At 62.6% G+C, this 24,138-nt stretch carries 25 protein-coding genes; 11 read left to right on the forward strand and 14 right to left on the reverse strand.

From position 1 onward, the window contains the following. Nucleotides 1-258: 258 nt before the first annotated feature. From IVA95_RS14180 to urtA, 8 genes are all read right to left on the reverse strand, one after another. Entirely contained in the window at nt 259-564 is a 306-nt protein-coding gene (locus IVA95_RS14180; RefSeq protein WP_247511033.1) for an urease subunit beta, read from the reverse strand. Nucleotides 565-698: 134 nt separating this feature from the next. Then, nucleotides 699-1,001, reverse strand: coding sequence for an urease subunit gamma (locus IVA95_RS14185; RefSeq protein ID WP_171709680.1), 303 nt, complete (start codon nt 999-1,001; stop codon nt 699-701). Nucleotides 1,002-1,041: 40 nt separating this feature from the next. Next, nucleotides 1,042-1,878, reverse strand: a complete 837-nt coding sequence (locus IVA95_RS14190; protein ID WP_247511034.1) for an urease accessory protein UreD — start codon at nt 1,876-1,878, stop codon at nt 1,042-1,044. A gap of 36 nt (nt 1,879-1,914) precedes the next feature. Next, complete coding sequence (gene urtE / locus IVA95_RS14195; RefSeq protein WP_247511035.1) at nt 1,915-2,610, reverse strand: urea ABC transporter ATP-binding subunit UrtE; 696 nt, start codon at nt 2,608-2,610, stop codon at nt 1,915-1,917. A gap of 160 nt (nt 2,611-2,770) precedes the next feature. Then, nucleotides 2,771-3,532 (reverse strand): urea ABC transporter ATP-binding protein UrtD, encoded by a 762-nt coding sequence (urtD, locus tag IVA95_RS14200; RefSeq protein WP_247511036.1) that lies wholly within the window; start codon nt 3,530-3,532, stop codon nt 2,771-2,773. A gap of 4 nt (nt 3,533-3,536) precedes the next feature. Beyond that, complete coding sequence (urtC, locus tag IVA95_RS14205) at nt 3,537-4,703, reverse strand: urea ABC transporter permease subunit UrtC (protein WP_247511037.1); 1,167 nt, start codon at nt 4,701-4,703, stop codon at nt 3,537-3,539. A 205-nt stretch (nt 4,704-4,908) separates the two neighbouring features. Next, nucleotides 4,909-6,522, reverse strand: a complete 1,614-nt coding sequence (urtB, locus tag IVA95_RS14210) for an urea ABC transporter permease subunit UrtB (RefSeq protein ID WP_247511038.1) — start codon at nt 6,520-6,522, stop codon at nt 4,909-4,911. Nucleotides 6,523-6,655: 133 nt separating this feature from the next. After that, on the reverse strand, nt 6,656-7,972 hold the full coding sequence (gene urtA, locus IVA95_RS14215) for an urea ABC transporter substrate-binding protein (protein ID WP_247511039.1): 1,317 nt from the start codon (nt 7,970-7,972) through the stop codon (nt 6,656-6,658). Between the two features lie 561 nt (nt 7,973-8,533). Between urtA and IVA95_RS14220 the strand changes: the two genes are divergently transcribed. The 3 genes from IVA95_RS14220 to IVA95_RS14230 all read left to right on the forward strand — a co-directional run bounded on the left by IVA95_RS14220 (nt 8,534) and on the right by IVA95_RS14230 (nt 10,750). After that, a complete protein-coding gene (locus tag IVA95_RS14220) occupies nt 8,534-9,961 on the forward strand; it encodes a DEAD/DEAH box helicase (RefSeq protein WP_247511040.1) in 1,428 nt (475 codons plus the stop codon). Between the two features lie 23 nt (nt 9,962-9,984). Beyond that, nucleotides 9,985-10,269, forward strand: a complete 285-nt coding sequence (gene infA, locus IVA95_RS14225) for a translation initiation factor IF-1 (protein WP_025588295.1) — start codon at nt 9,985-9,987, stop codon at nt 10,267-10,269. 268 nt (nt 10,270-10,537) lie between these two features. After that, complete coding sequence (locus IVA95_RS14230; protein ID WP_002714433.1) at nt 10,538-10,750, forward strand: cold-shock protein; 213 nt, start codon at nt 10,538-10,540, stop codon at nt 10,748-10,750. 125 nt (nt 10,751-10,875) lie between these two features. Here IVA95_RS14230 and IVA95_RS14235 read toward each other — a convergent pair whose 3' ends face one another. The 6 genes from IVA95_RS14235 to IVA95_RS14260 form a co-directional block, all read right to left on the reverse strand. After that, nucleotides 10,876-11,466 carry a TadE/TadG family type IV pilus assembly protein gene (locus tag IVA95_RS14235; RefSeq protein WP_247511041.1) on the reverse strand — a complete coding sequence of 197 codons (591 nt, stop codon included), beginning with the start codon at nt 11,464-11,466 and terminating at the stop codon, nt 10,876-10,878. A gap of 8 nt (nt 11,467-11,474) precedes the next feature. Beyond that, a complete protein-coding gene (locus IVA95_RS14240; RefSeq protein WP_213248521.1) occupies nt 11,475-12,035 on the reverse strand; it encodes a TadE/TadG family type IV pilus assembly protein in 561 nt (186 codons plus the stop codon). Between the two features lie 181 nt (nt 12,036-12,216). Beyond that, nucleotides 12,217-12,645 (reverse strand): pilus assembly protein N-terminal domain-containing protein, encoded by a 429-nt coding sequence (locus IVA95_RS14245; RefSeq protein WP_213248842.1) that lies wholly within the window; start codon nt 12,643-12,645, stop codon nt 12,217-12,219. Nucleotides 12,646-12,846: 201 nt separating this feature from the next. After that, the gene (locus IVA95_RS14250; RefSeq protein WP_247511042.1) at nt 12,847-13,674 is read right to left on the reverse strand and encodes a sterol desaturase family protein; all 828 of its coding nucleotides are present in this window, start codon (nt 13,672-13,674) and stop codon (nt 12,847-12,849) included. Nucleotides 13,675-13,741: 67 nt separating this feature from the next. Next, the gene (locus IVA95_RS14255; protein ID WP_247511043.1) at nt 13,742-15,190 is read right to left on the reverse strand and encodes a hypothetical protein; all 1,449 of its coding nucleotides are present in this window, start codon (nt 15,188-15,190) and stop codon (nt 13,742-13,744) included. Between the two features lie 18 nt (nt 15,191-15,208). Then, on the reverse strand, nt 15,209-16,036 hold the full coding sequence (locus IVA95_RS14260; protein ID WP_247511044.1) for a sterol desaturase family protein: 828 nt from the start codon (nt 16,034-16,036) through the stop codon (nt 15,209-15,211). A gap of 306 nt (nt 16,037-16,342) precedes the next feature. Between IVA95_RS14260 and IVA95_RS14265 the strand changes: the two genes are divergently transcribed. The 8 genes from IVA95_RS14265 (at nt 16,343) to IVA95_RS14300 (ending at nt 24,137) form a co-directional block, all read left to right on the forward strand. Further along, complete coding sequence (locus IVA95_RS14265; RefSeq protein ID WP_213248529.1) at nt 16,343-16,507, forward strand: Flp family type IVb pilin; 165 nt, start codon at nt 16,343-16,345, stop codon at nt 16,505-16,507. A gap of 198 nt (nt 16,508-16,705) precedes the next feature. Then, nucleotides 16,706-17,230, forward strand: a complete 525-nt coding sequence (locus IVA95_RS14270) for a prepilin peptidase (protein WP_247511045.1) — start codon at nt 16,706-16,708, stop codon at nt 17,228-17,230. 127 nt (nt 17,231-17,357) lie between these two features. Then, nucleotides 17,358-18,149 (forward strand): Flp pilus assembly protein CpaB, encoded by a 792-nt coding sequence (cpaB, locus tag IVA95_RS14275; protein WP_247511046.1) that lies wholly within the window; start codon nt 17,358-17,360, stop codon nt 18,147-18,149. A gap of 17 nt (nt 18,150-18,166) precedes the next feature. Beyond that, a complete protein-coding gene (locus IVA95_RS14280) occupies nt 18,167-19,630 on the forward strand; it encodes a type II and III secretion system protein family protein (RefSeq protein WP_247511047.1) in 1,464 nt (487 codons plus the stop codon). Nucleotides 19,631-19,639: 9 nt separating this feature from the next. Continuing rightward, nucleotides 19,640-20,395 (forward strand): CpaD family pilus assembly protein, encoded by a 756-nt coding sequence (locus IVA95_RS14285; protein ID WP_247511048.1) that lies wholly within the window; start codon nt 19,640-19,642, stop codon nt 20,393-20,395. Next, nucleotides 20,392-21,663: an AAA family ATPase gene (locus IVA95_RS14290; protein WP_247511049.1), complete on the forward strand. Its 1,272-nt coding sequence runs from the start codon at nt 20,392-20,394 to the stop codon at nt 21,661-21,663. Before IVA95_RS14285 ends, IVA95_RS14290 begins: the two co-directional genes overlap by 4 nt. Before the next feature lie 22 nt (nt 21,664-21,685). After that, nucleotides 21,686-23,152: a CpaF family protein gene (locus IVA95_RS14295; RefSeq protein WP_213248537.1), complete on the forward strand. Its 1,467-nt coding sequence runs from the start codon at nt 21,686-21,688 to the stop codon at nt 23,150-23,152. 7 nt (nt 23,153-23,159) lie between these two features. Further along, complete coding sequence (locus tag IVA95_RS14300; protein ID WP_213248538.1) at nt 23,160-24,137, forward strand: type II secretion system F family protein; 978 nt, start codon at nt 23,160-23,162, stop codon at nt 24,135-24,137. Nucleotide 24,138 lies beyond the last annotated feature (1 nt).

Genomic DNA, 24,138 nt, shown 5'->3' on the forward strand with positions numbered 1-24,138 from the left:
GTCAGGGACGCACCGGCGGACGGGTTCCCTCTCCCCTTGCGGGAGAGGGTTAGGGAGAGGGGTGCCGCTTGCTCCGATGCTTGACGAATCGCGGCAGCGAGACTGTCGAGCGCATTTCGAGTTTGGTTCGCACCGCGACGACTCTCTCCGGACGGAGTCCGGGGCATACCCCTCTCCCCAACCCTTCCCCGCAAGGGGGGAGGGAGCCCAGCCAGTGTGCTCACCTCACTGCAACTCATCACAGCGCGTTCCCGCAAATCACAGCTTGCCCATCACGTCGCCGCGGAAGCCGTAGATGGTGCGCTTGCCGGCGAGCGCGACGAGTTGCACGTCGCGGGTCTGGCCGGGCTCGAACCGGACCGCGGTGCCGGCGGCGATGTCGAGGCGCATGCCGCGCGCTTTTTTGCGGTCGAATTTCAGTGCGGGATTGGTTTCGAAGAAGTGGTAGTGCGAGCCGACCTGGATCGGGCGATCGCCGGTATTGGCGACGGTGAGTGTCACCGTCTTGCGGCCGGCGTTGAGTTCGATCTCGCCGTCCTTGATGAAGCGTTCGCCGGGGATCATCTATGCTACCTCACAAACTTTGCTGCGTCATGGCCGGGCTTGTCCCGGCCATCCACGTCTTACTATCTGATTCAAGAAAGACGTGGATGCCCGGGACAAACCCGGGCATGACGACGTCGATATGTCCGCGCGCCTCATCGTATCGGCTCATGCACGGTGACGAGTTTGGTCCCATCCGGAAACGTCGCTTCGACCTGGATGTCGTGGATCATCTCGGGGATGCCCTCCATCACCTGCGCGCGGGTAAGCACCTGGGCGCCGGCCTGCATCAGCTCGGCGACGGTGCGGCCGTCGCGGGCGCCCTCGACGATGAAGTCGGAGATGATGGCGACCGCCTCGGGGTGGTTGAGCTTGACGCCGCGCTCCAGCCTGCGGCGTGCCACCATGGCCGCCATCGAGATCAAGAGCTTGTCCTTTTCGCGGGGGGAAAGATTCATGCGAGCACTCTGGTGATTGTCTCTAGTTGAGCCGCAGCGGTTAATTGAGCCAAAGTCTTGGAAGCGCCACGCCGCTGGCGCGGCCGAGCACCGTCATCATATCGGCGCGCAGCCGGGCCGCATCTTGGGCACAGAAGCGCGCCATTGCAAATCCATTCCAGCAGGAGATGCCGACCTCGCCGCCAAACGTTTCCGAGGCTTCGCGGATCTGCTCCACGATTGCCTCATCGCCGGGCACAATCAGCGCGGTGCCGATGGCGACGCCGCCTTTCGCAACGGCCGGCCGCGCCAGTTTAGCGCCGATGTCGCCGTCGAGCCGGATGGTCTCCGCAAACACCAGCTTGCCGCCGCGGCGCAGTCGCCAGCGGTCGACGAACTCGCCGTGCCGCATCGTTTCGCCCATCGCCGCGCGGCCGAACACCACGATTTCGCAGAGCAGAAGCGAGGCGTCGTCGGCCAGATCGATGTCGATGCGGCGGATGATCCGGGCACGATCAAACAGGATGGTTTCTTGCGGCAGCCAGGCAAGATGCGCGCCCGCTTCCGCCTTCAGGGCGATGGCGAGTTGCGCGGCAGGACCGGGGGCGCGATAGACCTTTTCGGCCGCTGCCGTCGTCAGCGTCAGCCGCGTCCCCTCACCGGCCCCGATGTCGATGTCGAAACGGTCGCCGCCGGCAATGCCGCCGGCCGTGTTGACGAACACGCCGGACAACCCTTCTGCTTCGGGCGAGGGAAAACGTACGCGGAGCGAGCCGGATTCATGCAGGTCGCCGCGGCGGGTGACACCATCCTGCAGATGCACGCCGAACCGCACCGCACCCTGGGCCCGGTTGGCCGCGAACGTTGCCGAAGCCGCGCGCGTGATATCGGTCCGCATCCGTCCCCCAAACGGTGTGTGCCGCGCTCGAAAACGTTACAGCGCCATCTGGCGGCTGATCTCCGCGGGATCGAGATTGGCGCGGTCGCAGGCATATTTCACCGCGCCCCGATCCATGACCGCAAAATTGTCGCCGAGCTCACAGGCAAAGTCGAGATATTGTTCGACCAGCACGATGGCGATGTTGCCGAGGCTGCGCAGGTAAGAGATGGCGCGGCCGATGTCCTTGATGATCGAGGGCTGGATGCCTTCGGTTGGCTCGTCCAATAACAACAGTTTCGGCCGCATCACCAGCGCACGGCCGATCGCGAGTTGCTGCTGTTGCCCACCCGAGAGATCGCCGCCGCGCCGGCCCAGCATCGTATTCAGCACCGGAAACAGCGAGAACACGTCGTCGGGGATATAACGGTCCTCGCGCTTGAGTGGTCCGAAGCCGGTCTTCAAGTTTTCTTCCACCGTCAACAGTGGGAAGATCTCGCGTCCCTGTGGTACGAAGCCGATGCCGCGCCTCGCGCGCTCGTAGGGCTTCAGCCCGGTGATGTCGTTGCCTTCAAGCGTAATCGAGCCACTCGCGATCGGATACTGGCCGACCATCGCGCGGAGCAGCGAGGTCTTGCCGACGCCGTTGCGGCCCAGCACGCAAGTTACCTTGCCCGGTTCAGCCGACAGCGAGACGCCGCGCAAGGCTTGCGCTGCACCGTAGTAGAGATTGATGTTGTCGACCTTCAGCATACAAGCGGCCTCCACATCTCGTATCCCGCGCGCGGTGCAGCACGCAGTGATGCACCGCAGATGCGGGATCCAGAGTGGGTCCCGGTTCTACAGCGCATCATTTCGCTGCGCTCATGCTGCGCTGTGCCCGGGACACGAAACTGCATATCTGCTTCCACGCCTATCTTCCCAGATACACTTCAATCACGCGCTCGTTCGCCGAGACCTGATCGATAGTCCCCTCCGCCAGCACGGTGCCTTCGTGCAGGCAGGTCACCTTGACGCCGAGTTCGCGCACAAAGGTCATGTCGTGCTCGACGACCATGACGGTCTTTTCCTTGTTGATTTCCTTCAACAGCTCGGCGGTCTGATGCGTTTCGACGTCGGTCATGCCCGCGACCGGTTCGTCGACCAGGAGTAGCTTTGGGTCCTGCGCCAGCAGCATGCCGATCTCCAGCCACTGCTTCTGGCCGTGTGACAGGCTTCCTGCCAGACGATTGCGCGCATCGGTCAGGCGGATGGTTTCGAGCACGCGGTCGATCCGCTCGGATTCATCGTTGCTGCCGCGCCAGAACAGCGTGCCCTTGACGCTGTGGTCGACATTGAGCGCCAACAACAGATTGTCCTCGATGGTCTGGCTCTCGAACACCGTCGGCTTCTGGAATTTGCGGCCGATGCCGAGTTCGGCGATATGGGTCTCATCCAGCCGCGTCAGGTCGATCATGCCGTCGAACAGCACTGTGCCTTCGTCCGGCTTGGTCTTGCCGGTGATGATGTCCATCATCGTGGTCTTGCCGGCGCCGTTCGGACCGATGATGGCGCGCATCTCGCCTGGCTCGAGAGTAAGCGAGAGATTGTTGATGGCGTGAAAGCCGTCGAACGAGACGTGCACGCCGTCGAGATAAAGCAGCGCCGAAGTGGTCCTTCCCTCCATGACACTCATGCGCTCACTCCGCCGGCTTCGGTTCGCCGACGCCGTCTTCGAGCGCGGCGCTTTCGGCATTGGCCACCTGCGTTTCCTTCCGCGAATCCCGCCAGGCGTTGAAGGTGCCGACGATACCCTTCGGCAGCAGCAGCGTCACCAGAATGAACAGCGCGCCCAGCATAAACAGCCAGTACGGCGCCAGCGGGCCCGAGGTGAAGTAGGTCTTTGCGTAATTGACGACGACAGCGCCGAGCGCGGCACCCACCAGCGTGCCGCGGCCGCCGACGGCGACCCAGATCACCGCCTCGATGGAATTGCCCGGCGCGAATTCGCTTGGATTGATAATGCCGACCTGCGGCACGTAGAGCGCGCCGGCAACGCCGGCCATGCAGGCCGACAGCGTGAATACGAACAGCTTGTAGGATTCGACGCGGTAGCCGAGGAAGCGGGTGCGCGACTCGGCATCGCGGATTGCAATCAGGACCTTGCCGAGTTTCGAGGTTACCACCGCCCGGCAGATCAGGAAGGCCATGATCAGCGCGAGGCAACTCAGCGCGAACAGAGCGGCGCGGGTGCCGTCGGCCTGCACGTTGAAGCCGAGGATGTCCTTGAAATCGGTCAGGCCGTTGTTGCCGCCGAAACCGAAATCGTTGCGGAAGAACGCCAGCAGCAGCGCGTAAGTCATAGCCTGCGTGATGATCGAGAGATAGACGCCGGTGACGCGGGATCGGAACGCCAGCCAGCCGAAGCAGAACGCGAGCAGGCCCGGAACAAGAATGACCATCAGCGCCGCAAACCAGAACATATCAAAGCCGTGCCAATACCAGGGCAGCGCCGGATAGTTCAGGAACACCATGAAGTCGGGCAGAATCGGATTGCCGTAGACGCCGCGGCTGCCGATCTGGCGCATCAGGTACATGCCCATCGCGTAGCCGCCGAGCGCGAAGAACGCGCCGTGGCCGAGTGAGAGAATGCCGCAATAGCCCCAGATCAAATCGATCGAGAGCGCGAGAATGGCGTAGCAGGCGTATTTGCCGAACAGCGCGACTAGGTAGGTCGGCACCTGCAGCGCGGAGCCCGCCGGCAGCAGCAGGTTGGACAACGGGATCAGCACGCCGACGCCGGCGACGACGACGAGGAAGATCGTGGCGCTGCGATCGAGCGAGCGTGTGAGGATATGCGGTGTCATTGGCGGCACGCTCCCTCTCCCGCTTGCGGGGGAGGGCTGGGGTGGGGGCCTCTCCACGAGCGCCAGCGCCCGGTGCAGGCACCCCCACCCGCCGCGCTCTGGCGAGCGCGTCGACCTAAGAGCGAGCTTCGCTCGTCTCGACCCCCGCAAGCGGGAGAGGTAAGCGGGCATCGCCCAGGATAGCCATTCATTACGAAAACCGGAATCATGCTTCCACCGCCCGGCCTTTGAGCGCGAACAGGCCGCGCGGACGTTTCTGGATGAACAGGATGATCAGCACCAGGATGGCGATCTTGCCGAGCACGGCGCCCGCCACCGGCTCCAGGAACTTGTTGGCAATGCCGAGCGTGAAGGCGCCGACCAGGGTGCCCCAGAGATTACCGACGCCGCCGAATACGACGACCATGAAGCTGTCGATGATGTAGCTCTGGCCGAGATTGGGGCTGACATTGTCGATCTGCGACAGCGCCACGCCGGCAATCCCGGCGATCCCCGAGCCAAGACCGAAAGTCAGCGCATCGACGCGCGAGGTGGCGATGCCCATCGAAGCCGCCATGCGCCGGTTCTGCGTCACCGCGCGCATCTCGAGCCCGAGCGCGGTGTAGCGCAGCATGGCGAGCAGGATGACGAACACCGCGAGCGTGAAGCAGAGGATCCAGAGCCGGTTATAGGTGATGGTGATCTGCCCGAGCTCGAACGCGCCGCTCATCCAGGAGGGATTGCCGACTTCGCGGTTGGTGGGGCCGAACGCCGTGCGCACGGCCTGCTGCAGCACCAGCGACAGGCCCCAGGTCGCGAGCAGCGTTTCCAGCGGGCGACCATAGAGGAAGCGGATGATGCCGCGCTCGATCGCTACACCGACTGCGCCAGCAACGAGGAACGCCAGCGGCACCGCGATCAGGAGCGAATAATCGAACAGGCCAGGATAGCTGGTGCGGATGACTTCCTGCACCACGAAGGTGGTGTAGGCGCCCAGCATCACCATTTCGCCGTGGGCCATGTTGATGACGCCCATGACGCCGAAGGTGATGGCGAGCCCGATCGCGGCAAGCAGCAGTACCGACCCGAGCGACAGGCCGTACCAGGCGTTTTGCACCATCGACCACATCTGCAGATTGCCCTGGATCGAGGCGATCGCGCTTGCTACGGCACGCGCGACATTGGGCGGCAGGTCACTGCCCAAGCCGGTCAGCAGCGCCATCGCCTCCTGATCGCCGCGCGCCTTAACGAGGGCGACCGCTTCGAGCTTCTCGATCTCGGTCGCGTCAGACTTGTAGAGCAGGATGGCGGCGCGGGCTTCCGCGAAGGCGGCCTTGACGGCTTTGTTGGTCTCCTTCGCCAGGGCGCCGTCGATTACGGGCAGCGCGCTCTCCTCATGGCTCTTGAAGACCGATTGCGCGGCCGCGATCCGCTTGGCCGGATCGGGCGACAGCAGCGTCAGGCCGCCGAGTGCGGCTTCCACGGCGCGACGCAGGCGGTTGTTGAGGCGAACCGCCGCCGCACTGTCCGGCAGCTTGTCCACGGCGGCACCGGTCGCAGCATCGATGATCTTGCCGTCGCTCCCGGTGACGAAAACCTTCTTGGTATCCGGATCGGCCGACAGGCGGCCTTCCTGCAGCGCGCTGATGATGGGAAAGGCCAGCGGATTGCCTGATGTCGCAACCGCGCCGATCGCCTCATCGGCGTCGGAAAAATCGTCGTTGGCGAACTTGGTGACGGCGTCTTCGAACGGACCCGCTAGCGCCGGCGCTGCAAAGGCTACGGCGAGAGAAATCGCGAGCAAAAGCGCGCGAAGACGATCAAGGAAATTGGCAGACACAATACGACCCCGGCAGGAGTATGGGGAGAAGGCGGCGGCAGCGCCGCCTTCTCCAGTCGTTCTCTTCGAAGAACTCTTGGAAGTTCTTTATTGCAACTCAGTCGGATCATGATCCTGTCGGATCAGATCGACATCAGGAGCCCTGACCGCCGCACTTGTTGGTCTTGGTGTTGTAGTTGCCGCACTTCTTGCCGACCCAGTCGCCGATCAGGTCCTTGGAGCCCTCGAGCTCCTTCGACCAGGCGTCGCCCGCGACAAGACCCGGGGTCTTCCACACCACGTCGAACTGGCCGTTGGCTTTGATTTCGCCAATGAACACCGGCTTGGTGATGTGATGGTTGGGCAGCATCTTGGAGGTGCCGCCGGTCAGGTTCTTGGCTTCGATGCCGGGGAGCGCATCGATCACCTTGTCCGGATCGGTCGACTTCACCTTCTCGACCGCCTTCACCCACATCTCGAAGCCGATGACGTGCGCTTCCATCGGATCGTTGGTCACGCGCTTCGGATTCTTGGTGTAGGCCTGCCAGGCCTTGATGAACTTCTCGTTCTCGGGCGACTTGATCGACTGGAAATAGTTCCAGGCGGCGAGATGGCCGAGCAGCGGCTTGGTGTCGATGCCGGCGAGTTCTTCTTCACCGACCGAGAACGCGACCACTGGAATGTCGGTCGCCTTGATGCCCTGGTTGCCGAGCTCCTTGTAGAAGGGAACGTTGGCGTCGCCGTTGATGGTGGAGACCACGGCGGTCTTCTTGCCGGCCGAGCCGAACTTCTTGATGTCGGCCACGATCGTCTGCCAGTCACTATGACCAAACGGCGTGTAGTTGATCATGATGTCTTCCTGCTTGACGCCCTTCGACTTCAAGTAGGCTTCGAGGATCTTGTTGGTGGTGCGCGGATAGACGTAGTCGGTGCCGGCCAGCACCCAGCGCTTCACCTTCTCGTCTTTCATCAGGTAGTCCACGGCCGGGATCGCCTGCTGGTTCGGCGCAGCACCGGTGTAGAACACATTGCGCTCGCTCTCCTCGCCTTCGTACTGCACGGGGTAGAACAGGATCGAGTTCAGCTCCTTGAACACCGGCAGCACGGACTTGCGCGACACCGAGGTCCAGCAGCCGAACACCACCGAGACCTTGTCCTTGGTGATCAGCTCACGGGCCTTTTCGGCAAACAGCGGCCAGTTCGAGGCGGGGTCGACGACGACGGCCTCGAGCTTCTTGCCGAGCACGCCGCCCTTCTTGTTCTGCTCGTCGATCAGGAAGAGAATGGTGTCCTTCAGCGTGGTTTCGCTGATGGCCATGGTGCCGGAAAGCGAATGCAGGACGCCGACCTTGATGGTCTCCTGCGCTTTGGCGTTCGAGAACGCAGCCAGACCCAAAACCAGGCCGGCAGTGGCCGCCAGCCAGCGGCGGCGACTCAGCGTCGCTATATCGTGAGTCAATTTTGTAAGCATGAAATGTCATCTCCCTGACGCAGGCGTTGAACGCTGCGAAACGGCCCCACGGCCGCCTGCGTTAAAGGAATCGCAAGAACCATGCCATCGCTCGATGGTCGGATAAGCTGCTATAATCGCTTGGAAATCGCGGCTACGCGAAAGTCGCGGGCGGGAAATCTGCCTATTTATTACGCGGTAGAAATGTATGCTTTGGTGGCAAACTATCCATTTTTTGTGCAAATGTCGCAATTTGGCTAAATTTCTTGCACGAAATTTGGTCGTTTGGGTTGGCCAAGCGGCACGGCGCGATCTGACCGACCGGTTCCTTTTAACCGCGCTGGCGTGGCGCGCCGAATTTACCTTGAAAGCGGCGCGCAGGTGCTCCATATGACTGTCGTGACCTAGAGAATCATCAGGTCCTTGCGAGCCGCGTGTTCTGATCCCGTTTTGCGGTTTCTGGCTTGCCCCCTTCAGCTAGCAAAACCGACGCCCCAAACACGCGGGTGTCTCTGACACACTCGCGCGCTCCTGGCCGACATCGCCGGGCGCCTGCCTCTTTTAATGGAAAGAACCACCCTTTTGACCTCCTTTCAGGATTTCGGCCTCGCCGATCCCATCTCGCGTGCGCTCAAGGAAGAAAATTACCACACGCCCACGCCCATCCAGGCCCAGACCATCCCCCTCGCATTGACCGGCCGTGACGTCGTCGGCATCGCCCAGACCGGCACCGGCAAGACCGCAGCCTTCGCGCTGCCGATCCTGCACCGGATCCTGGAGAACCGCATCCGGCCGCAGCCGAAGAGCTGCCGCGTGCTGGTGCTGTCGCCGACCCGCGAGCTGTCAGGCCAGATCCTCGACAGTTTCAACGCCTATGGCCGCCACATCCGCCTGACCTCGGCCTTGGCGATCGGCGGCGTGCCGATGGGCCGCCAGGTCCGCTCGGTCATGCAGGGCGTCGAAGTGATGGTGGCGACCCCCGGCCGCCTGCTCGATCTCGTTCAAAGCAACGGGCTGAAGCTGAACCAGGTCGAGTTCCTGGTGCTCGACGAAGCCGACCGCATGCTCGACATGGGCTTCATCAACGACATCCGCAAAGTCGTCGCCAAGCTGCCGATCAAGCGGCAGACGCTGTTCTTCTCGGCCACCATGCCGAAGGACATCGCGGAACTCGCCGAAGCCATGCTGCGCGACCCCGCCCGCGTGGCGGTGACGCCGGTGGCGTCGACTGTCGAGCGTATCACCCAGCGCATCATCCAGGTCGATTTCTCAGCCAAATCGGGCGTGCTGGCGCAGCTTCTGAAGCAGGAACCGGTTGACCGCGCGCTGATCTTCACCCGCACCAAGCACGGCGCCGACAAGGTCGTGAAGACGCTGGAGAAGGCCGGCATCTCGGCCAACGCCATTCACGGCAACAAGTCACAGAACCACCGCGAGCGCGTGCTGGCGGCGTTCCGCACCGGCGAGATCCGCACCTTGGTCGCCACCGACATTGCCGCGCGCGGCATCGATGTTGACGGCATCAGCCATGTCGTGAATTTCGACCTGCCCAACGTTCCCGAAACCTATGTCCACCGCATCGGCCGCACCGCGCGTGCCGGCGCCGAAGGCGTGGCGATCTCGCTGATCGCTGGCGCCGAGGAAATGGGCTATCTGCGCGACATCGAGCGGCTAATTCGCATCGCGCTGCCGCGGGAAGACCGCCGCACGCCGGGCAGAAGCGACGCCGCGCCTGCCGCGCCTGCCCAACACCGGGGTGGACGCTCGGCGCCACGTGCCCACACCGTGAGGTCCAATGACGCGGGCCAGCCTTCAAAAGGCCCTCGCCGACGCCGCCGCGGTGGTGGTAATAATGCGCCGCAGCCGAACCGGCATGAAGGGCCGCGTCCGGCGCAGCAGGGCGGCAAGAGCCAGGCCGGCCACAGCGAAAGCATTCAAGGCGTCGCCTTCTTGCATCGCGAGAGCCGTCCGAATAATCAACCGAACCGTAGCCACCGACCGCAGCGCTAGCCTCGATCGACCTGGAGACCACCATGGCTAAAGAAGAGCTGATCCAGTTCGAAGGACTGGTGACCGAAATCCTCCCCGACGCGCGCTATCGCGTGCAGCTCGATGCCGGACACGAGATTGTTGCCTATACCGCGGGCAAGATGAAGAAGAACCGGATCAAGACGCTGGCCGGCGATCGCGTGACGATCGAGATGTCGCCATACGATCTGGAGAAGGGTCGCCTGATCTTCCGACATAAGGACGAGCGACCGTCGACGGGCGCCCCGCGTGGCGCGCCGCCGCGCGGCGGCCAGTTCCGCCGCCGGTAAACGCATCGTAAACACCCTCGAAATCGCGCCCGACGCGACCGCGTCGCGCGCGATCGAGGGCGGCTGGCCGGCCGAATCAAAAAATCGCACGTCAGGATTGTTTTGGACCCTACTATCGAATAATATTAGGTATCGATTTTCGGCCGGACGACATTAGCTATCCACCGGTACAGCCGGTTTAGACGCTGACGACCCTTCCAAAAATTCGATCTCACCAGCCCATCGAAAGGTGGGCTACGACTTGTCTATCTGAGAAGGGACTACCCCAGTGAGCATGGGAACCGTGAAGTGGTTTAACGCTACCAAGGGCTATGGCTTCATCCAGCCGGATGACGGCGGCAATGACGTGTTCGTGCACATCAGCGCTGTCGAGCGTGCCGGCCTCGGAACGTTGCGTGAAGGCCAGAAGATCTCCTACGAAATCGTGGCAGATCGCCGCTCTGGCAAATCTTCGGCCGACAATCTGCGCGCCGCCGGATAAGCGATTTTCCGGGGCATGCGCGTTCCGGAGACCGCTCCTGAATAAATCAAAAGGCCGCGCCCATGGCGCGGCCTTTTTCTTTTGTGATGATTTTCGAAGCACTCATCCGATCGGGCGCGACCGCCTCACTTCTTGGTGCAGTCCAACGGCTTGTATTTTACGCAAAGCCCCTGGCGCGGACGGGTGTAGGAGACGTCGCTCAGCGTGATGCCACTCACCTTGTTGATGAACCAGGCGACACTGGGCACGTATTTGTACTTGACCTCGCTGTAGATCAGATAGGTGTCGCCTATCTTCAGCGCATCCGGGATCTCGATGATGTTGCCGTCCGAATGCGGTTCGGCGCCCTTGCTCCACTGCACCCGCGCCTTCAGCGTGTCTGGATTGATATACAGTTCGCTGATCGTCGCCTGCACCGGGGTCGACGAATAAGGCGTCATGATCACCTTGCCGGCATTGAAGAAGTTGGTCAATTTCGTGTCGTCGACTTCGGTGTTCTGCGACGTCAGGTCCGAGAGCGTACGCGCCATGATCGTCACCTTGCGATCGATGGCAACGCCCGCGGAAAACTCGTAAGTTCCAAGGAAAAGCATAGCCATGAGCGGGATGATCATGGCGAATTCGACCGCCGCGAGACCGCTGTTGTTCTTGCGCAGAGCGGCGACGTGGCGCCGCAGGCGCAACAGCCAAATCGACGACGGCATTTTCGTTTTCATGGAAACGCTCATGAGCAGGTAGCACCGGGGGTCGGAAACGGCTCGTTCTGGAATGCAGCGGTGGCAGTCAGAAGACGCTTGCCGTTGGCAAGGTTCTTCAGATCGAAGCCGAGCCCGGTGACGAACACCGGCCATGGATAGAACAGCCGCACCACGACGACATCGTCCGCCTTGCCGGGGCAGTATTTCGTGTCGTCGATAAAGACCTTCGCAGAATCGATCGGTTCGGCGATGTTCACACCGGCAAACGCCGGATAGCTCCGCACATCGATCGAGACACCGTTCGCGCAATCGAACATCGTGACCAGCCTGGCGCAAACGATGTCCTTGAACTGCTCCTTGGTGTATTTGGCGTTCTGCGCCTGGCCGGTCATGACCAGACGCGCCGAGTCCTGTGTCACGGTTTCGAGGATCTGGCTGGCAAAGAACACCAGCGCCAGTTCGATGATCGCGAACAGAACGGCTAAGAATATCGGCGCAACCAGTGCAAACTCGACAGCGGCCGAGCCCCTTCGATTGCGACCAAACCTGCGCAGGATGTTTGTCTTGGAAGCTGTGGAAGGCGGCATCGAAGAGACCTCAGAACGCGAGGGGAATTGCCGCGAAAACCTATCCGAAACTGATTGTTGAATTGTTTCGTCCGATCCAGACAGAGCGGCCTGCGCCGTTAAGCGGATATTAACCGCGCCGGAAGACCAGCGCCGACGCGCCCGCCGAACGGGACGGCGAGCCCTGCGCAATCGGTTCAGTTCACTTGCTGCCCGCAGACCCGGCGGCCTGGCTGGAGAGCGAGCCGGCCTGATCAATGGCGGTCTTGAAGTAGCCGTCGCCATCACCAAGGGTGACCCGGCGCTGGCAGATCGGCATGCAGCTATAGGATTCGCGTTCGACGCCGCGGTAGACGGTGACGAGTTGATCGGTCGGGCCTTCGACCTGGATCTGGCGGTCCACCAGCACCTCGCCGTTGCGGTCCATGGCGATGAAATTGGTCGCGCCGTAGCCCTTGCCGGTGACGACGACGATGCCGCCGCTCTGCAGCGTAACGTCTGCAATCAGCGGGTTTCCGACCACGATGGTGGAGACCTTGGCGGGAAGCTTCACAAGCTTCGCCTGATCGACATAGACGGCTATTCGGTCGGGATCGGGCGAGGCCAAACCGAGGGCCGGCCACAACAGCATTCCTGCAGCGAGGAAACGCAATCCAAAACGCGCGCGTGCGCGAATACGCGGGAACTTGAACGACATACTTTACCCCGGGGCATCAACAAGCCGGCGATGGCGATACGCAGCGGAACCGGCGCCCGACAAGGTGAATCTGACGACAATTCATGAACAAACGGCAAATAGGCCCCGCCGTACGGCAAGAAATCCGCCGCCGGCCTATTTGCGGAATGGGTAAGCCAGTTGCCCAATGATTTCGCGCGGGAACGAGGACTGATCGTCCACGCCATACTGCTCCGGCAGGCGATCCGGCGGCATTCGGAAGGTCCCGAACAGGATGTCCCAGAGCGGAAAGGTGCCGGCGAAGTTGGTGTCCCCGCCCTCCTCGCGCGAGGTGTGATGCCAACGGTGAAACACCGGCGTCGCCACGACGTATTTGAAAGGCCCCAGCGTCCAGTTGAGGTTGGCGTGAACGAACGCCGAATGGAAGATGTTGAACGGCCCGAGCCACAGCATCACGCCCGGCGAAATGCCGGCTATCAGCAGCGCGACGTCGACCCCGATGGTACCTAACAGCAGGTTAACGGGGTGAAAGCGTGCCGCCGAGATCCAGTCCACATCTTCCGACGAATGATGAATGGCGTGGTATTTCCAGAATCCGCCGCCGTGGAACATGCGGTGCAGCCAGTACATCATGAAGTCGGCCGCGACCAGAAACAGAACCGCCTGCAGCCACAACGGCATCCTCGACAATGGACCGTGGCCGTTGTCGTAGAAGGCGATCAGCTCGTCGGCGTCGTGAATTCCAAACAGCAAAGCGGCGCCCAGCACCAATAGTCCGATGCGGAATACGCGCGCGAATAGCGGCATTAGGAACCAGTAGCAGACGTCGGTGACGAGTTCGCGCTTGCGCCACCACGGCTTGCCGGGATTGCAGGCCCAGAAATGCGAAAGCAGCGAGAACACGAGCGCCAGCGCAATCGTGACCGGCACCACCTTGGCCATGGTCTGGCCCAGCATTTCCACGACTTCGATCGGCAGGTTCATCCGGCCCGCGTACCAGAATCCCGGCTCGCCCGCCAGTTCGCCCGCTGCAAATCGAAGCTGATCCAGGTCAGTTGGTGCGAACGTGCAGCACCGCGTTCTCGTCGGCGTAGGCGCGCCGCCAGCCGCTGATATTGTCGAGCAGGCTGACCGCCGGGGTGTGTGGCGTCAGCAGTACGGCGTCGATGTCCCATCTCTTGAGAATGTCGAGAAACTGGTTGACGTCCTTGAGCTGCATCGCGCGGTAGTAAGCCACATCAAAGGCTTCGCCATAGAGCTCGGCGCGCCCGTCGACGAATACGGGAATCTGCCGCCAGATCAGATAGCCGCCGAACGGAAGATCGTTGAGAACCCGCTTCGGATGATGCGCCTTCAGCGCATCGACGGCCGCGGAAGGCGACTGGCTTTCCGGCGGTGCAAACGTGGTGTTGGCCCCGAGCAGCCATGTCCAGCCGCCGAGCAGAACCATCACTGCTGCCATCACAGACATCGGAGCGCCGGTGCGGGCGGGCCAGGCCGGCCGCAACGCGAACTGCGATGCCACCGGTGCAAGCACCACGATCGGCAGCAACAACGCGAAGATCTCGACGTTCCGGACGTGCGACAGCGCCATGTGCAACAGGCCGAGCACCAGCGCGATCCGTGGCGGCGTGAGCTTGACGCCGCCGTAAAGCGCGCCGGCGATCAGCGTGAGGATAGCCATCTCGAACGCGCCGAATTTGCTGAAGTCCGCCGGCATCCATTCATAGATCAGATGCAGGAGTTCGCCGAGATCAAGAATCTTGCGTGCGGCAAGGATCGATCCCCAGCCGTATGGCGTGGCGCAGCAGGCCACCAGCGCGCCAAGACCGAACACCGCCCAGCGCAGCGCCAGCGACCTTTGCTGCGCGCGATCGGCGTTCCACAGCGCATCGAGCGCGAACGCGCCGACCAGCACCAGGCCGAACACGAATCCGCCGTGCAGGTTCGCCCACAACGCGATCAACGGCAAAAGCCATGGCGACGGCGCCTGGCCGCGCTCGCTCGCCGACATCAGCCCGTACGCCCACGCCAGCATGATCGGCAGCACCAACACATGCGGGCGCGCCAGAAAATGCCCCATCGAGAGCACCAGCGCCGCGATCGCAACCGCGACCGCATAGGCCGCGGGGATGCGGCGACCGAGAATATGGGCGAACAACGCAAAGGTTACGGCGATAGAGGCCGCGGCGAGAACCACCGGTCCGGTCCAGCCCGCCAGATTGTAGCTCACCGCATACAGCACCTGCGACAGCCAGGACGATGATGTCCACGGCTCTCCCGCTCTGGTGAAGGAATAGATGTCGACGCGCGGCAAAGCGTGGTGGTCGAGGATCCACTGGCCCACCGCGATCTGCCAGTAGGTATCGGAATCGTTCAGAAGTGCCCGCCCGCCGATCAGTACCAGCGCGTAGACGCCAATTCCGAGCCAGAGCCATGCCGGGACATCGCCAAGGCTGAAGGCTTTGGCCCGCTGGATCGTCCCGGCTTCAGTGCTCATGCGAAATGACCGGCCGGATTATTGACGGAATGGATAGGCCAATTGCCCGCCGATCTCGGCAGGGATCTGCTGATCGTCCACGCCGTAAGTTTCCGGCAGCCGGTTCTCCGGCATGCGGAACGTTCCGAACAGAATGTCCCAGACCGGGAAGGTGCCCGCGAAATTGGTATTGCCGCCTTCCTCGAGCGAGGTGTGATGCCAGCGATGAAAGACCGGCGTGGCAAGCACATACTTCAACGGTCCGAGCGTCCAGTTCAGGTTGGCGTGAACGAAGGCGGAGTGGAAGGTCGTGAACGGCCCGACCCAGAGCATGATGTTGGGAGAAATGCCCGCTATCAGCAGGATGACGTCGACCAGGATCGTTCCGATGAACAGGTTGACGGGGTGAAATCGCGCTGCCGAGATCCACTCGAGATCCTCAGAGGAATGATGGATGGCATGATACTTCCAGAACCCGCCGCCGTGAAACATGCGGTGCAGCCAGTACAGCATGAAGTCGGATGCAACGAGGAATAACAGCGCCTGCACCCAGAGCGGAAGCTGCGACAGCGGTCCATGGCCATTGTCGTAGAATGCAATCAGTTCGTCGACCTCGTGAATGTTGAAGACGACCGCGGCGCCGAGCACCAATAGTCCGATGCGGAAGATGCGCGCGAACACCGGCACGAGAAACCAATAGCAGATGTCGGTGATGAGCTCGCGCTTGCGCCACCAGGGCTTGCCCGGATTGCAGGCCCAGAAATGCGAGAGTACCGTGAACACAAGGGCGAGCGCGATCGTGACAGGAACGACCTTCGCTATCGTCTGGCCCACTACCTCGATGACTTCCATTGGCAAACCGGACATGACGACCTCGTTCAATCGGACACCGCAAGGGGTATCTGCTCGCGCTTAAGGAGCCGTGAATCAAAGGCGTCGGTCGACGCGGCGCGCCGCTAGCAGCCGTGCAACGAAGCCGCGCTTGCATTTTATTGGATCCCTTAATGCAGCATTTACTGTGCTCAAGAACTGCAAGTTCCAAGCATTTTTGCACGGTCGAATTAACTGCGCCGAAATTGTCGCACCCTAGGGTGACGCCATGGTCACGGTGCTGAGAACGCCGGCAAGACCAAACTTAAGTTCGACCAGCCACGTGTGTACACAGGAGTTATCATGAAGAATCTCGTTTCGCGTTTCGTGAAGGATGAGTCCGGCGCCACCGCCATCGAGTACGGTCTGATTGCCGCCGGCATCGCGATCGCGATCATCACCGCCGTCAACGGCCTCGGCACCAAGCTGTCGACCAACTTCGTTACGATCTCGACCTCGCTGAAGTAAGCGACGGTTGCGAGTTAGCTTCAAAGGCCCCGGCATGCCGGGGCCTTTGTTGTTTTCGCAAAGTCGGCGCGCCGGACTCAGAAAGCCGCCGCGGATGCGCACGACCTGCGATCTCCGGCGTTTCCCGATTGTTCATTTCTCGTGGCTAGGCTCAGCCGGAGCCTGGACCTCGGGTCAACCGCCAGCAAGCGTGAATTCATGATCCTCGATACCGCCCGCCTCCTGCTGTTTCCGGCCCTCATGGCGTTCGCAGCCGCGAGCGACCTTTTCACCATGACGATCTCGAACCGGGTGTCGCTGGCCCTGATCGCGGGATTCGTTGTGCTTGCGGTGTTCGGCGGCATGGGTCTGCACGACATGCTCCTGCATTTCGGCGCCGGCGCTGCAGTTCTCGTCGTAGCCTTTGCCTGCTTCGCGATGGGATGGGTCGGCGGCGGCGACGCCAAGGTCGCGGCCAGCGTGGCGCTCTGGTTCGGCTTCGACCACCTCCTCAATTATCTGGTTTACGTCTCGCTGCTCGGCGGCGCGCTGACGGTCCTGCTGATTCAGTTCCGGCAATGGCCGCTACCGTCGCTGCTCACAGGACAAGCCTGGCTGAACCGGCTGCACGACAAGCAGAGCGGAATCCCCTATGGCATCGCGCTCGCGCTCGGCGCGCTGATCGTCTATCCGGAAACCGAATGGATCAAGGCGGTTGACCTCACTCACCTCGCGATGCGCTGATCCAACGTCGCTAACTTTCCGTTAAGGCAATTTACACACGCCTCATTAACCATGCTTTGACGAATAGCTGGTCAACTCCCATCACAGCGGCGGAACCGTCGCAGCGTAATGTGGAAAGTGAGCGCGTATGAATACCGCACGCATTGTGGTCCTGGCCATCGCGATCGGCGCCGGCGGCATTGCCGCATATCTCGCCAGCGGGTCCGACGACAAGTCTGCCCCGGCGCAGCCGGTCGTGCAGATGCAGACCGTCGATATTCTCGTCGCGAAGTCGGATATCGGCCTCGGCCAGTCGGTCAAGCCGGACGATCTGCAATGGCAGACCTGGCCGGCCGCGACCGCCAGCAGCAATTTCATCAGCCGCGCCAGCAAGGCCGACGCCGTCAAGGAGATCACCGGCTCGATCGCCCGCGCGCCGTTCATCGCGGGCGAGCCGATTCGCGAGCAGAAGCTGGTGAAGGCCGACGGCTCCGGTTTCATGGCGGCGATCCTGCCCGCAGGCTACCGGGCCATTTCCACCGAAATTTCGCCGGAAACCGGCGCCGGCGGCTTCATCCTGCCGAACGACCGCGTCGACGTGATTCTTACCAAGCGCGAGAAAAATCCGGACGAGAAGAGCCCGGATATCTCCAGTTCGGAGATCATTCTCACCAATGTTCGCGTTCTCGCGATCGACCAGGCGCCGAAGGAAAAAGAAGGCGCCAGCTCGCTGGTCGGCAGGACGGTCACCCTCGAGCTGAAGCCCGAGCAGGCCGAAACGCTGGCGCGGTCGCGCCAGAGCGGCTCGCTGACGCTGGCGCTGCGCAGCATTGCCGATATCAACGCGGTCGAAAAGCCGGACGAACAACTCAACAAGCGCGGCGAAGCCCTCAACGTCATTCGTTACGGCGTTGCCAGCCAGCAGACTATGCAGAAGTGACCGAAAGGACGCACGATATGAAGTGCAGGGAAATTCAGCCGATGATGCGAACGTTCATCGTCCGCGCCCTGTCGTTTTCGGCCGTGGCTGCTCTCACGCTCAATCCGGCGCTGACGCCGGTGCTGGCGAGCGATTATCGCGTCGCGCCGGTGTCCGCCGACGGACAGATGAACGCGCGCTTCGTTTCGCTCGGGATCGGCAAATCCATCGTGATCGACCTGCCGCGCGAGATCAAGGACGTGCTGGTTGCCGATCCGAAGATCGCGAACGCCGTGGTGCGTTCGACCCAGCGTGCCTATGTCATCGGCGCCGCGGTCGGCCAGACCAATATCGTTTTCTTCGATTCCACCGGCGCGCAGATCGCGGCCTACGACATCGCGGTCAAGCGCGACCTCAACGGCGTGCGCGCCGCGCTGAAGCAGTCGTTGCCGAATTCGGACATCCAGATCGAAGGCGTCGGTGACGGCGTGCTATTGAGCGGCAGCGCGGCGAACCCGGTCGAGGCGCAACAGGCCGCCGAAATCGCCGCCCGCTTGGTGGGCGGCGCCGAAAAAGTCGTCAATTCGATCGCAATTCGCGGCCGTGACCAGGTGATGTTGAAGGTCACGCTCGCTGAAGTCCAGCGCTCGATCATCAAGCAGATGGGCATTGATCTCAGCGCCAACCTGACCTACGGCACATCCGTTGTCAGGTTCGCCAACAACAACCCGTTCACCGCGAACAATGCGCCGCTCGTCGCCGGCAATGGCCTTCAAGCGGCTTTCGGCGCGACGCCATCTGTGCAGGCGACGCTGCGCGCGATGGAAAGCGCCGGCGTGGTGCGGACCCTTGCTGAGCCCAACCTCACAGCCATTTCCGGCGAGTCCGCAACCTTTATCTCCGGCGGTGAATTTCCGATTCCTACCGGCGTGACCTGCCAAACAACGGCGACTGGTGGCATCGGACAATGCGTCCAGACAGTCAGCTTCAAGAAATTCGGCATCTCGCTCAACTTTACGCCGGTCGTGCTGACGGAGGGACGGATCAGCCTTCGGGTGATGACCGAAGTGTCGGAAGTCTCGACCGAAAACTCTCTGACTGGCGGCCAGAATGGAACGACCATTCCCTCGATCAAGACCCGCCGCGCCGAGACGACGCTGGAAATTCCGTCCGGCGGCGCGATGGCGATGGCCGGGCTGATCCAGGACCAGACCAAGCAGGCCATCAACGGCTTTCCGGGCCTGGCGCAACTGCCGGTTCTCGGCTCGCTGTTCCGCAGCCGCGACTTCGTCAACAACCAGACCGAACTGATGGTTCTGGTCACGCCCTATGTGGTGCGCGCGGTGGCGCAGAAGGACCTGTCGCGCCCCGATGACGGCTTTGCCAGCGCCTCGGACCCGCAGGCCGACCTGCTCGGCAGCATCAATCGCATCTACGGCGTTCCGGGCCGCGTCGAGAAGGCTCGGAATTATCGCGGCACCTACGGCTTTATTACGGACTGAGGCGGGACGATGACACCACAGAGCACATCCGCAAGACCCGCCGATCGCAGGCGCGCGCTGCGCCTAACCGCAGCGCTGATCGGTGTTTCCGTGGCGCTCGGCGCCTGCAAACATACCGTCGTCGATCCCGTGACGACGGCCGGTGTGCCCGACGATTACCGCCTGCGCCATCCGATCGCAGTCCAGGAAGCCGACCGCTCGATCGTGGTTTTCGTCGGTCGCGGACGCGGCGGCTTGTCCGCCTCTCAGCGCGCCGACGTCATGGGGCTGGCCCAGGACTGGCTTCGCGAAGGTACCGGCGTCATCAGCGTCGACGTGCCCGTCAATACACCGAATGCGCGAGCGGCCGAGGATTCATTGCGCGAGATCCGGGCGGCATTTGCCGCTGCGGGCGTGCCGCCGCGCGCGATCAATGTCCGTCAGTATCATCCCGAAGATCCCCGGCACATGGCCGCGATCCGCCTCAACTATCCGAAGATCTCGGCGGTGGCCGGCCCATGCGGGCTGTGGCCGGAGGACCTCGGACCGTCGATCCACAACAAGGGCTATTTCGACAACAAGCAGTATTATAATTTCGGCTGCTCCAACCAGCGCAATCTGGCGGCGATGGTCGACAACCCATCCGACCTCGCGCAGCCGCGTCCCGAAACCCCAGCCTATGCGCCGCGCCGTGGCACAGCCTTCGAAAAGTATCGCAAGGGTACGTCCACCGCGACCACCTATCCCGAGAGCGACAAGGCCAAACTCAGCGATACCGGCAAATGATCACTTACTCGCGCCAGAATGCAGCATCGCAGCCGGACATCACGGCGCCGTCGACCGAGGACCACATCGCGCCGGCGCCGCGGGTGTCGGTGCAGGCGTTCTGCGAGACGGTGGAAACCGCGGCCGCCGTGCAGTCGGCGGGCGAAGACCGCCGCCTCGGCAAGGCTCATCTCAAGATCCAGATGGGCGGCATGGCCGCGGCCATCGAGGCCTACCGCTCGGCCCCGACCCCGAACGTCATCATCCTGGAGACCGAGGGCCGCAACGACATTCTCGCTGGCCTGGACCAGCTCGCCACCGTCTGCGACGCCGGAACCCGCGTGATCGTGATCGGGCGCGTCAATGACGTCATGCTCTATCGCGAACTGGTTCGCCGTGGCGTCAGCGATTACGTCATCGCCCCGGTCAGCGCGATCGACGTCGTGCGCTCGGTCTGCAACCTGTTCTCCTCGCCGGAAGCCAAGGCCGTCGGCCGCATCATCGCCGTCGTCGGCGCCAAGGGCGGTGTCGGTGCGTCGACCGTCGCCCACAACGTCGCTTGGGCGATCGCGCGCGATCTGGCGCTGGATTCCGTGGTCGCCGATCTCGACCTCGCTTTCGGCACCGCCGGTCTCGACTACAACCAGGATCCGCCGCAGGGCATTGCGGATGCTGTGTTCTCGCCTGACCGGGTCGATACCGCGTTTCTCGATCGCCTGCTGTCGAAATGCACCGATCATCTCAGCCTGCTGGCGGCGCCGGCCACGCTCGACCGGGTCTACGATTTCGGCGCGGAAGCGTTCGATTCGATCTTCGATACGCTTCGCACCACGATGCCCTGCATCGTGCTCGACGTTCCCCATCAATGGTCGGGATGGACCAAGCGCGCCTTGATCGCGGCCGACGACATCCTGATTGTCGCCGCGCCCGATCTCGCCAACCTGCGCAACACCAAGAATATCTACGACCTCCTCAAGGCATCGCGGCCGAACGATCGTGCGCCGCTCTACTGCCTCAATCAGGTCGGCATCCCGAAGCGGCCGGAGATCCCCGCTGCCGAGTTCGCCAAGGCGATCGAAAACCACCCGATCGCCACGATTCCATTCGAGCCGCAAATCTTCGGCTCGGCCGCCAACAACGGCCAGATGATCGCGGAGATCTCCGCAACTCATCGCACCACTGAGATGTTCCTGCAGATTGCGCAACGGCTGACCGGCCGCGGCGAGACCAAGAAGCCGAAGAGTTCGTTGCTATCGCCCTTGATCGAGAAGTTGCGGGCCAAGAAGTAAGCAGCCCGCGTGGAGTGCCATCGTGTTCGGTAAGCGTAGCGGAAATGATAGTGATACGCGGGTACTCAAGCCCGCCATTCAGGCGCCGGAGCCGGCCTCCAGCGCCGTAGCCGTGCCGCGCGAGATCGCGGCGCCGACGGTGGCTTCGCCGCCGCTCGCCCCCGCAAAGCAGCAGCCCGCGGCTACCATGGAGGCGCGGCGCTCCGACAATTATTACCAGGTCAAGGCGACCATCTTCGGCGCGCTGATCGAGGCGATCGACCTTGCCCAACTCGCCAAGCTCGACGGCGAGTCCGCGCGCGAGGAAATCCGCGACATCGTCAACGAGATCATCGCGATCAAGAACATCGTGATGTCGATCGCCGAGCAGGAAGAGCTGCTCGACGACATCTGCAACGACGTGCTCGGCTACGGCCCGCTCGAGCCGCTATTGTCGCGCGACGACATCGCCGACATCATGGTCAACGGCGCCGGCACGGTGTTCATCGAAGTCGCCGGCAAGATACAGAAGACCGGCATCCGCTTCCGCGACAACCAGCAGCTCCTCAACATCTGCCAGCGCATCGTCAGCCAGGTCGGCCGGCGCGTCGACGAATCCTCGCCGATCTGCGACGCCCGCCTCGCCGACGGCTCCCGCGTCAACGCCATCGTTCCACCGCTGGCGATCGACGGGCCCGCGCTCACCATTCGTAAGTTCAAGAAGGACAAGCTGACGCTCGAGCAGTTGGTCAAGTTCGGCGCGATTTCGCCGGAGGGCGCGCAGATCCTGCAGATCATCGGCCGCGTCCGCTGCAACGTGCTGATCTCGGGCGGCACCGGCTCCGGCAAGACCACGCTGTTGAACTGCTTGACCCAGTTCATCGAGGAGGACGAGCGCGTCATCACTTGCGAAGACGCCGCCGAACTTCAGTTGCAGCAGCCGCATGTGGTGCGGTTGGAAACCCGCCCGCCCAATATCGAGGGCGAAGGCCAGGTCACGATGCGCGAACTGGTCCGCAACTGCCTGCGTATGCGCCCCGAGCGCATTATCGTCGGCGAAGTCCGCGGACCCGAAGCATTCGACCTGTTGCAGGCCATGAACACCGGCCATGACGGCTCGATGGGAACGCTGCACGCTAACAACCCGCGCGAAGCCCTGTCGCGCTGCGAATCGATGATCACGATGGGCGGCTTCTCGCTGCCTTCGCGCACCATCCGCGAGATGATCTGCGCCTCGATCGACGTCATCGTGCAAGCCGCGCGCCTGCGCGACGGCTCGCGCCGCATCACCCACATCACGGAGGTGATGGGTATGGAAGGCGAAACCATCATCACCCAGGACCTGTTCCTGTACGACATTGTCGGCGAAGACGCGAACGGCAAGATCATCGGGCGGCACCGCTCGACCGGTATCGGCCGGCCGCGGTTCTGGGAACGGGCGCGATATTACGGCGAAGAGAAGCGGCTTGCCGCCGCGCTCGATGCCGCCGAAGTCTCCGACAAGGCTTGAGGGGACAATGACAATGCAGACACTCGCACTGGCCTTCCTCGCCGCTACCGCCATCGGCGGCCTGGCTTGGGTATTCATCTATCCGTCGCTGTCGGGCGAGAGGAAGGCCGAATCGCGCCGCGCCTCGATCGCCCGTTCCGATGCGCCGGCGCGCCAGGCCGAGAAAAGCCAGCGCTCGCGCCGCGAGCAGGTCGAGGGATCGCTCAAGGAACTCGACGCACGGCGCAAGAAGGACAAGTCCGTTCCGCTCTCGACCCGCCTCACCCAGGCCGGCTTGGGATCCTGGACGCCTCAGAAATTCTGGATTGCTTCCGGCATCCTCGCCGCAGCGGGCTTCGTGCTAGCATTCATCGCTGGCGGCTCGCTATTGGGCGCCGCCGTGATGGCGTTTGGTGCAGGCCTCGGCCTGCCGCGCTGGCTCTTGAGCTATCTCAAGAAGCGGCGCGAGAAGGCGTTTCTGAAAGCACTTCCCGACGCCGTCGACGTCATCGTGCGCGGCATCAAGGCCGGTCTGCCGCTGTTCGAATCGATCAAGGTGGTCGCAGCCGATGCGCCGGAACCGCTCAAGAGCGAGTTCAACGCCATCATCGAAACCCAGACCATCGGCATGCCGCTCGGCGAGGCCTGCGTACGGCTGTACGAGCGGATGCCGGTGCCGGAGGCGAACTTCTTCGGCATCGTGATCGCGATCCAGCAGAAGTCCGGCGGCAACCTGTCGGAGGCGCTCGGCAACCTCTCCAAGGTGCTGCGCGACCGCAAGAAGATGGCGGAGAAAATTCAGGCGATGTCGACGGAAGCCAAGGCCTCCGCGGGCATCATCGGCTCGTTGCCGCCGGCCGTGATGATAATGGTATGGATCTCGACGCCCGACTATATCTCGCTGCTTTGGACCACCCATCTCGGCCAGTTCATGCTGCTATGCTGCGTCGGCTGGATGACGATCGGCATCCTGGTGATGAAGAAAATGATCAATTTCGACTTCTGAT

The sequence above is a fragment of the Bradyrhizobium sp. 157 genome (assembly GCF_023073815.1).
In the GTDB taxonomy this organism is placed as follows: domain Bacteria; phylum Pseudomonadota; class Alphaproteobacteria; order Rhizobiales; family Xanthobacteraceae; genus Bradyrhizobium.

Excerpts from the sequence above, each read along its gene's own strand:
- urtA (WP_247511039.1), bottom strand. The coding sequence starts at position 7,972 with ATGCTTACAAAATTGACTCACGATATAGCGACGCTGAGTCGCCGCCGC.
- IVA95_RS14180 (WP_247511033.1), bottom strand. The coding sequence starts at position 564 with ATGATCCCCGGCGAACGCTTCATCAAGGACGGCGAGATCGAACTCAAC.
- IVA95_RS14285 (WP_247511048.1), top strand. The coding sequence starts at position 19,640 with ATGACACCACAGAGCACATCCGCAAGACCCGCCGATCGCAGGCGCGCG.
- urtE (WP_247511035.1), bottom strand. The coding sequence starts at position 2,610 with ATGCTGAAGGTCGACAACATCAATCTCTACTACGGTGCAGCGCAAGCC.
- IVA95_RS14250 (WP_247511042.1), bottom strand. The coding sequence starts at position 13,674 with ATGAACCTGCCGATCGAAGTCGTGGAAATGCTGGGCCAGACCATGGCC.
- IVA95_RS14190 (WP_247511034.1), bottom strand. The coding sequence starts at position 1,878 with ATGCGGACCGATATCACGCGCGCGGCTTCGGCAACGTTCGCGGCCAAC.
- IVA95_RS14300 (WP_213248538.1), top strand. The coding sequence starts at position 23,160 with ATGACAATGCAGACACTCGCACTGGCCTTCCTCGCCGCTACCGCCATC.
- IVA95_RS14255 (WP_247511043.1), bottom strand. The coding sequence starts at position 15,190 with ATGAGCACTGAAGCCGGGACGATCCAGCGGGCCAAAGCCTTCAGCCTT.
- IVA95_RS14290 (WP_247511049.1), top strand. The coding sequence starts at position 20,392 with ATGATCACTTACTCGCGCCAGAATGCAGCATCGCAGCCGGACATCACG.
- IVA95_RS14260 (WP_247511044.1), bottom strand. The coding sequence starts at position 16,036 with ATGTCCGGTTTGCCAATGGAAGTCATCGAGGTAGTGGGCCAGACGATA.
- IVA95_RS14245 (WP_213248842.1), bottom strand. The coding sequence starts at position 12,645 with ATGCTGTTGTGGCCGGCCCTCGGTTTGGCCTCGCCCGATCCCGACCGA.
- IVA95_RS14185 (WP_171709680.1), bottom strand. The coding sequence starts at position 1,001 with ATGAATCTTTCCCCCCGCGAAAAGGACAAGCTCTTGATCTCGATGGCG.
- cpaB (WP_247511046.1), top strand. The coding sequence starts at position 17,358 with ATGAATACCGCACGCATTGTGGTCCTGGCCATCGCGATCGGCGCCGGC.
- IVA95_RS14265 (WP_213248529.1), top strand. The coding sequence starts at position 16,343 with ATGAAGAATCTCGTTTCGCGTTTCGTGAAGGATGAGTCCGGCGCCACC.
- IVA95_RS14280 (WP_247511047.1), top strand. The coding sequence starts at position 18,167 with ATGAAGTGCAGGGAAATTCAGCCGATGATGCGAACGTTCATCGTCCGC.
- infA (WP_025588295.1), top strand. The coding sequence starts at position 9,985 with ATGGCTAAAGAAGAGCTGATCCAGTTCGAAGGACTGGTGACCGAAATC.
- urtD (WP_247511036.1), bottom strand. The coding sequence starts at position 3,532 with ATGAGTGTCATGGAGGGAAGGACCACTTCGGCGCTGCTTTATCTCGAC.
- IVA95_RS14240 (WP_213248521.1), bottom strand. The coding sequence starts at position 12,035 with ATGCCGCCTTCCACAGCTTCCAAGACAAACATCCTGCGCAGGTTTGGT.
- urtC (WP_247511037.1), bottom strand. The coding sequence starts at position 4,703 with ATGACACCGCATATCCTCACACGCTCGCTCGATCGCAGCGCCACGATC.
- IVA95_RS14235 (WP_247511041.1), bottom strand. The coding sequence starts at position 11,466 with ATGAAAACGAAAATGCCGTCGTCGATTTGGCTGTTGCGCCTGCGGCGC.
- IVA95_RS14270 (WP_247511045.1), top strand. The coding sequence starts at position 16,706 with ATGATCCTCGATACCGCCCGCCTCCTGCTGTTTCCGGCCCTCATGGCG.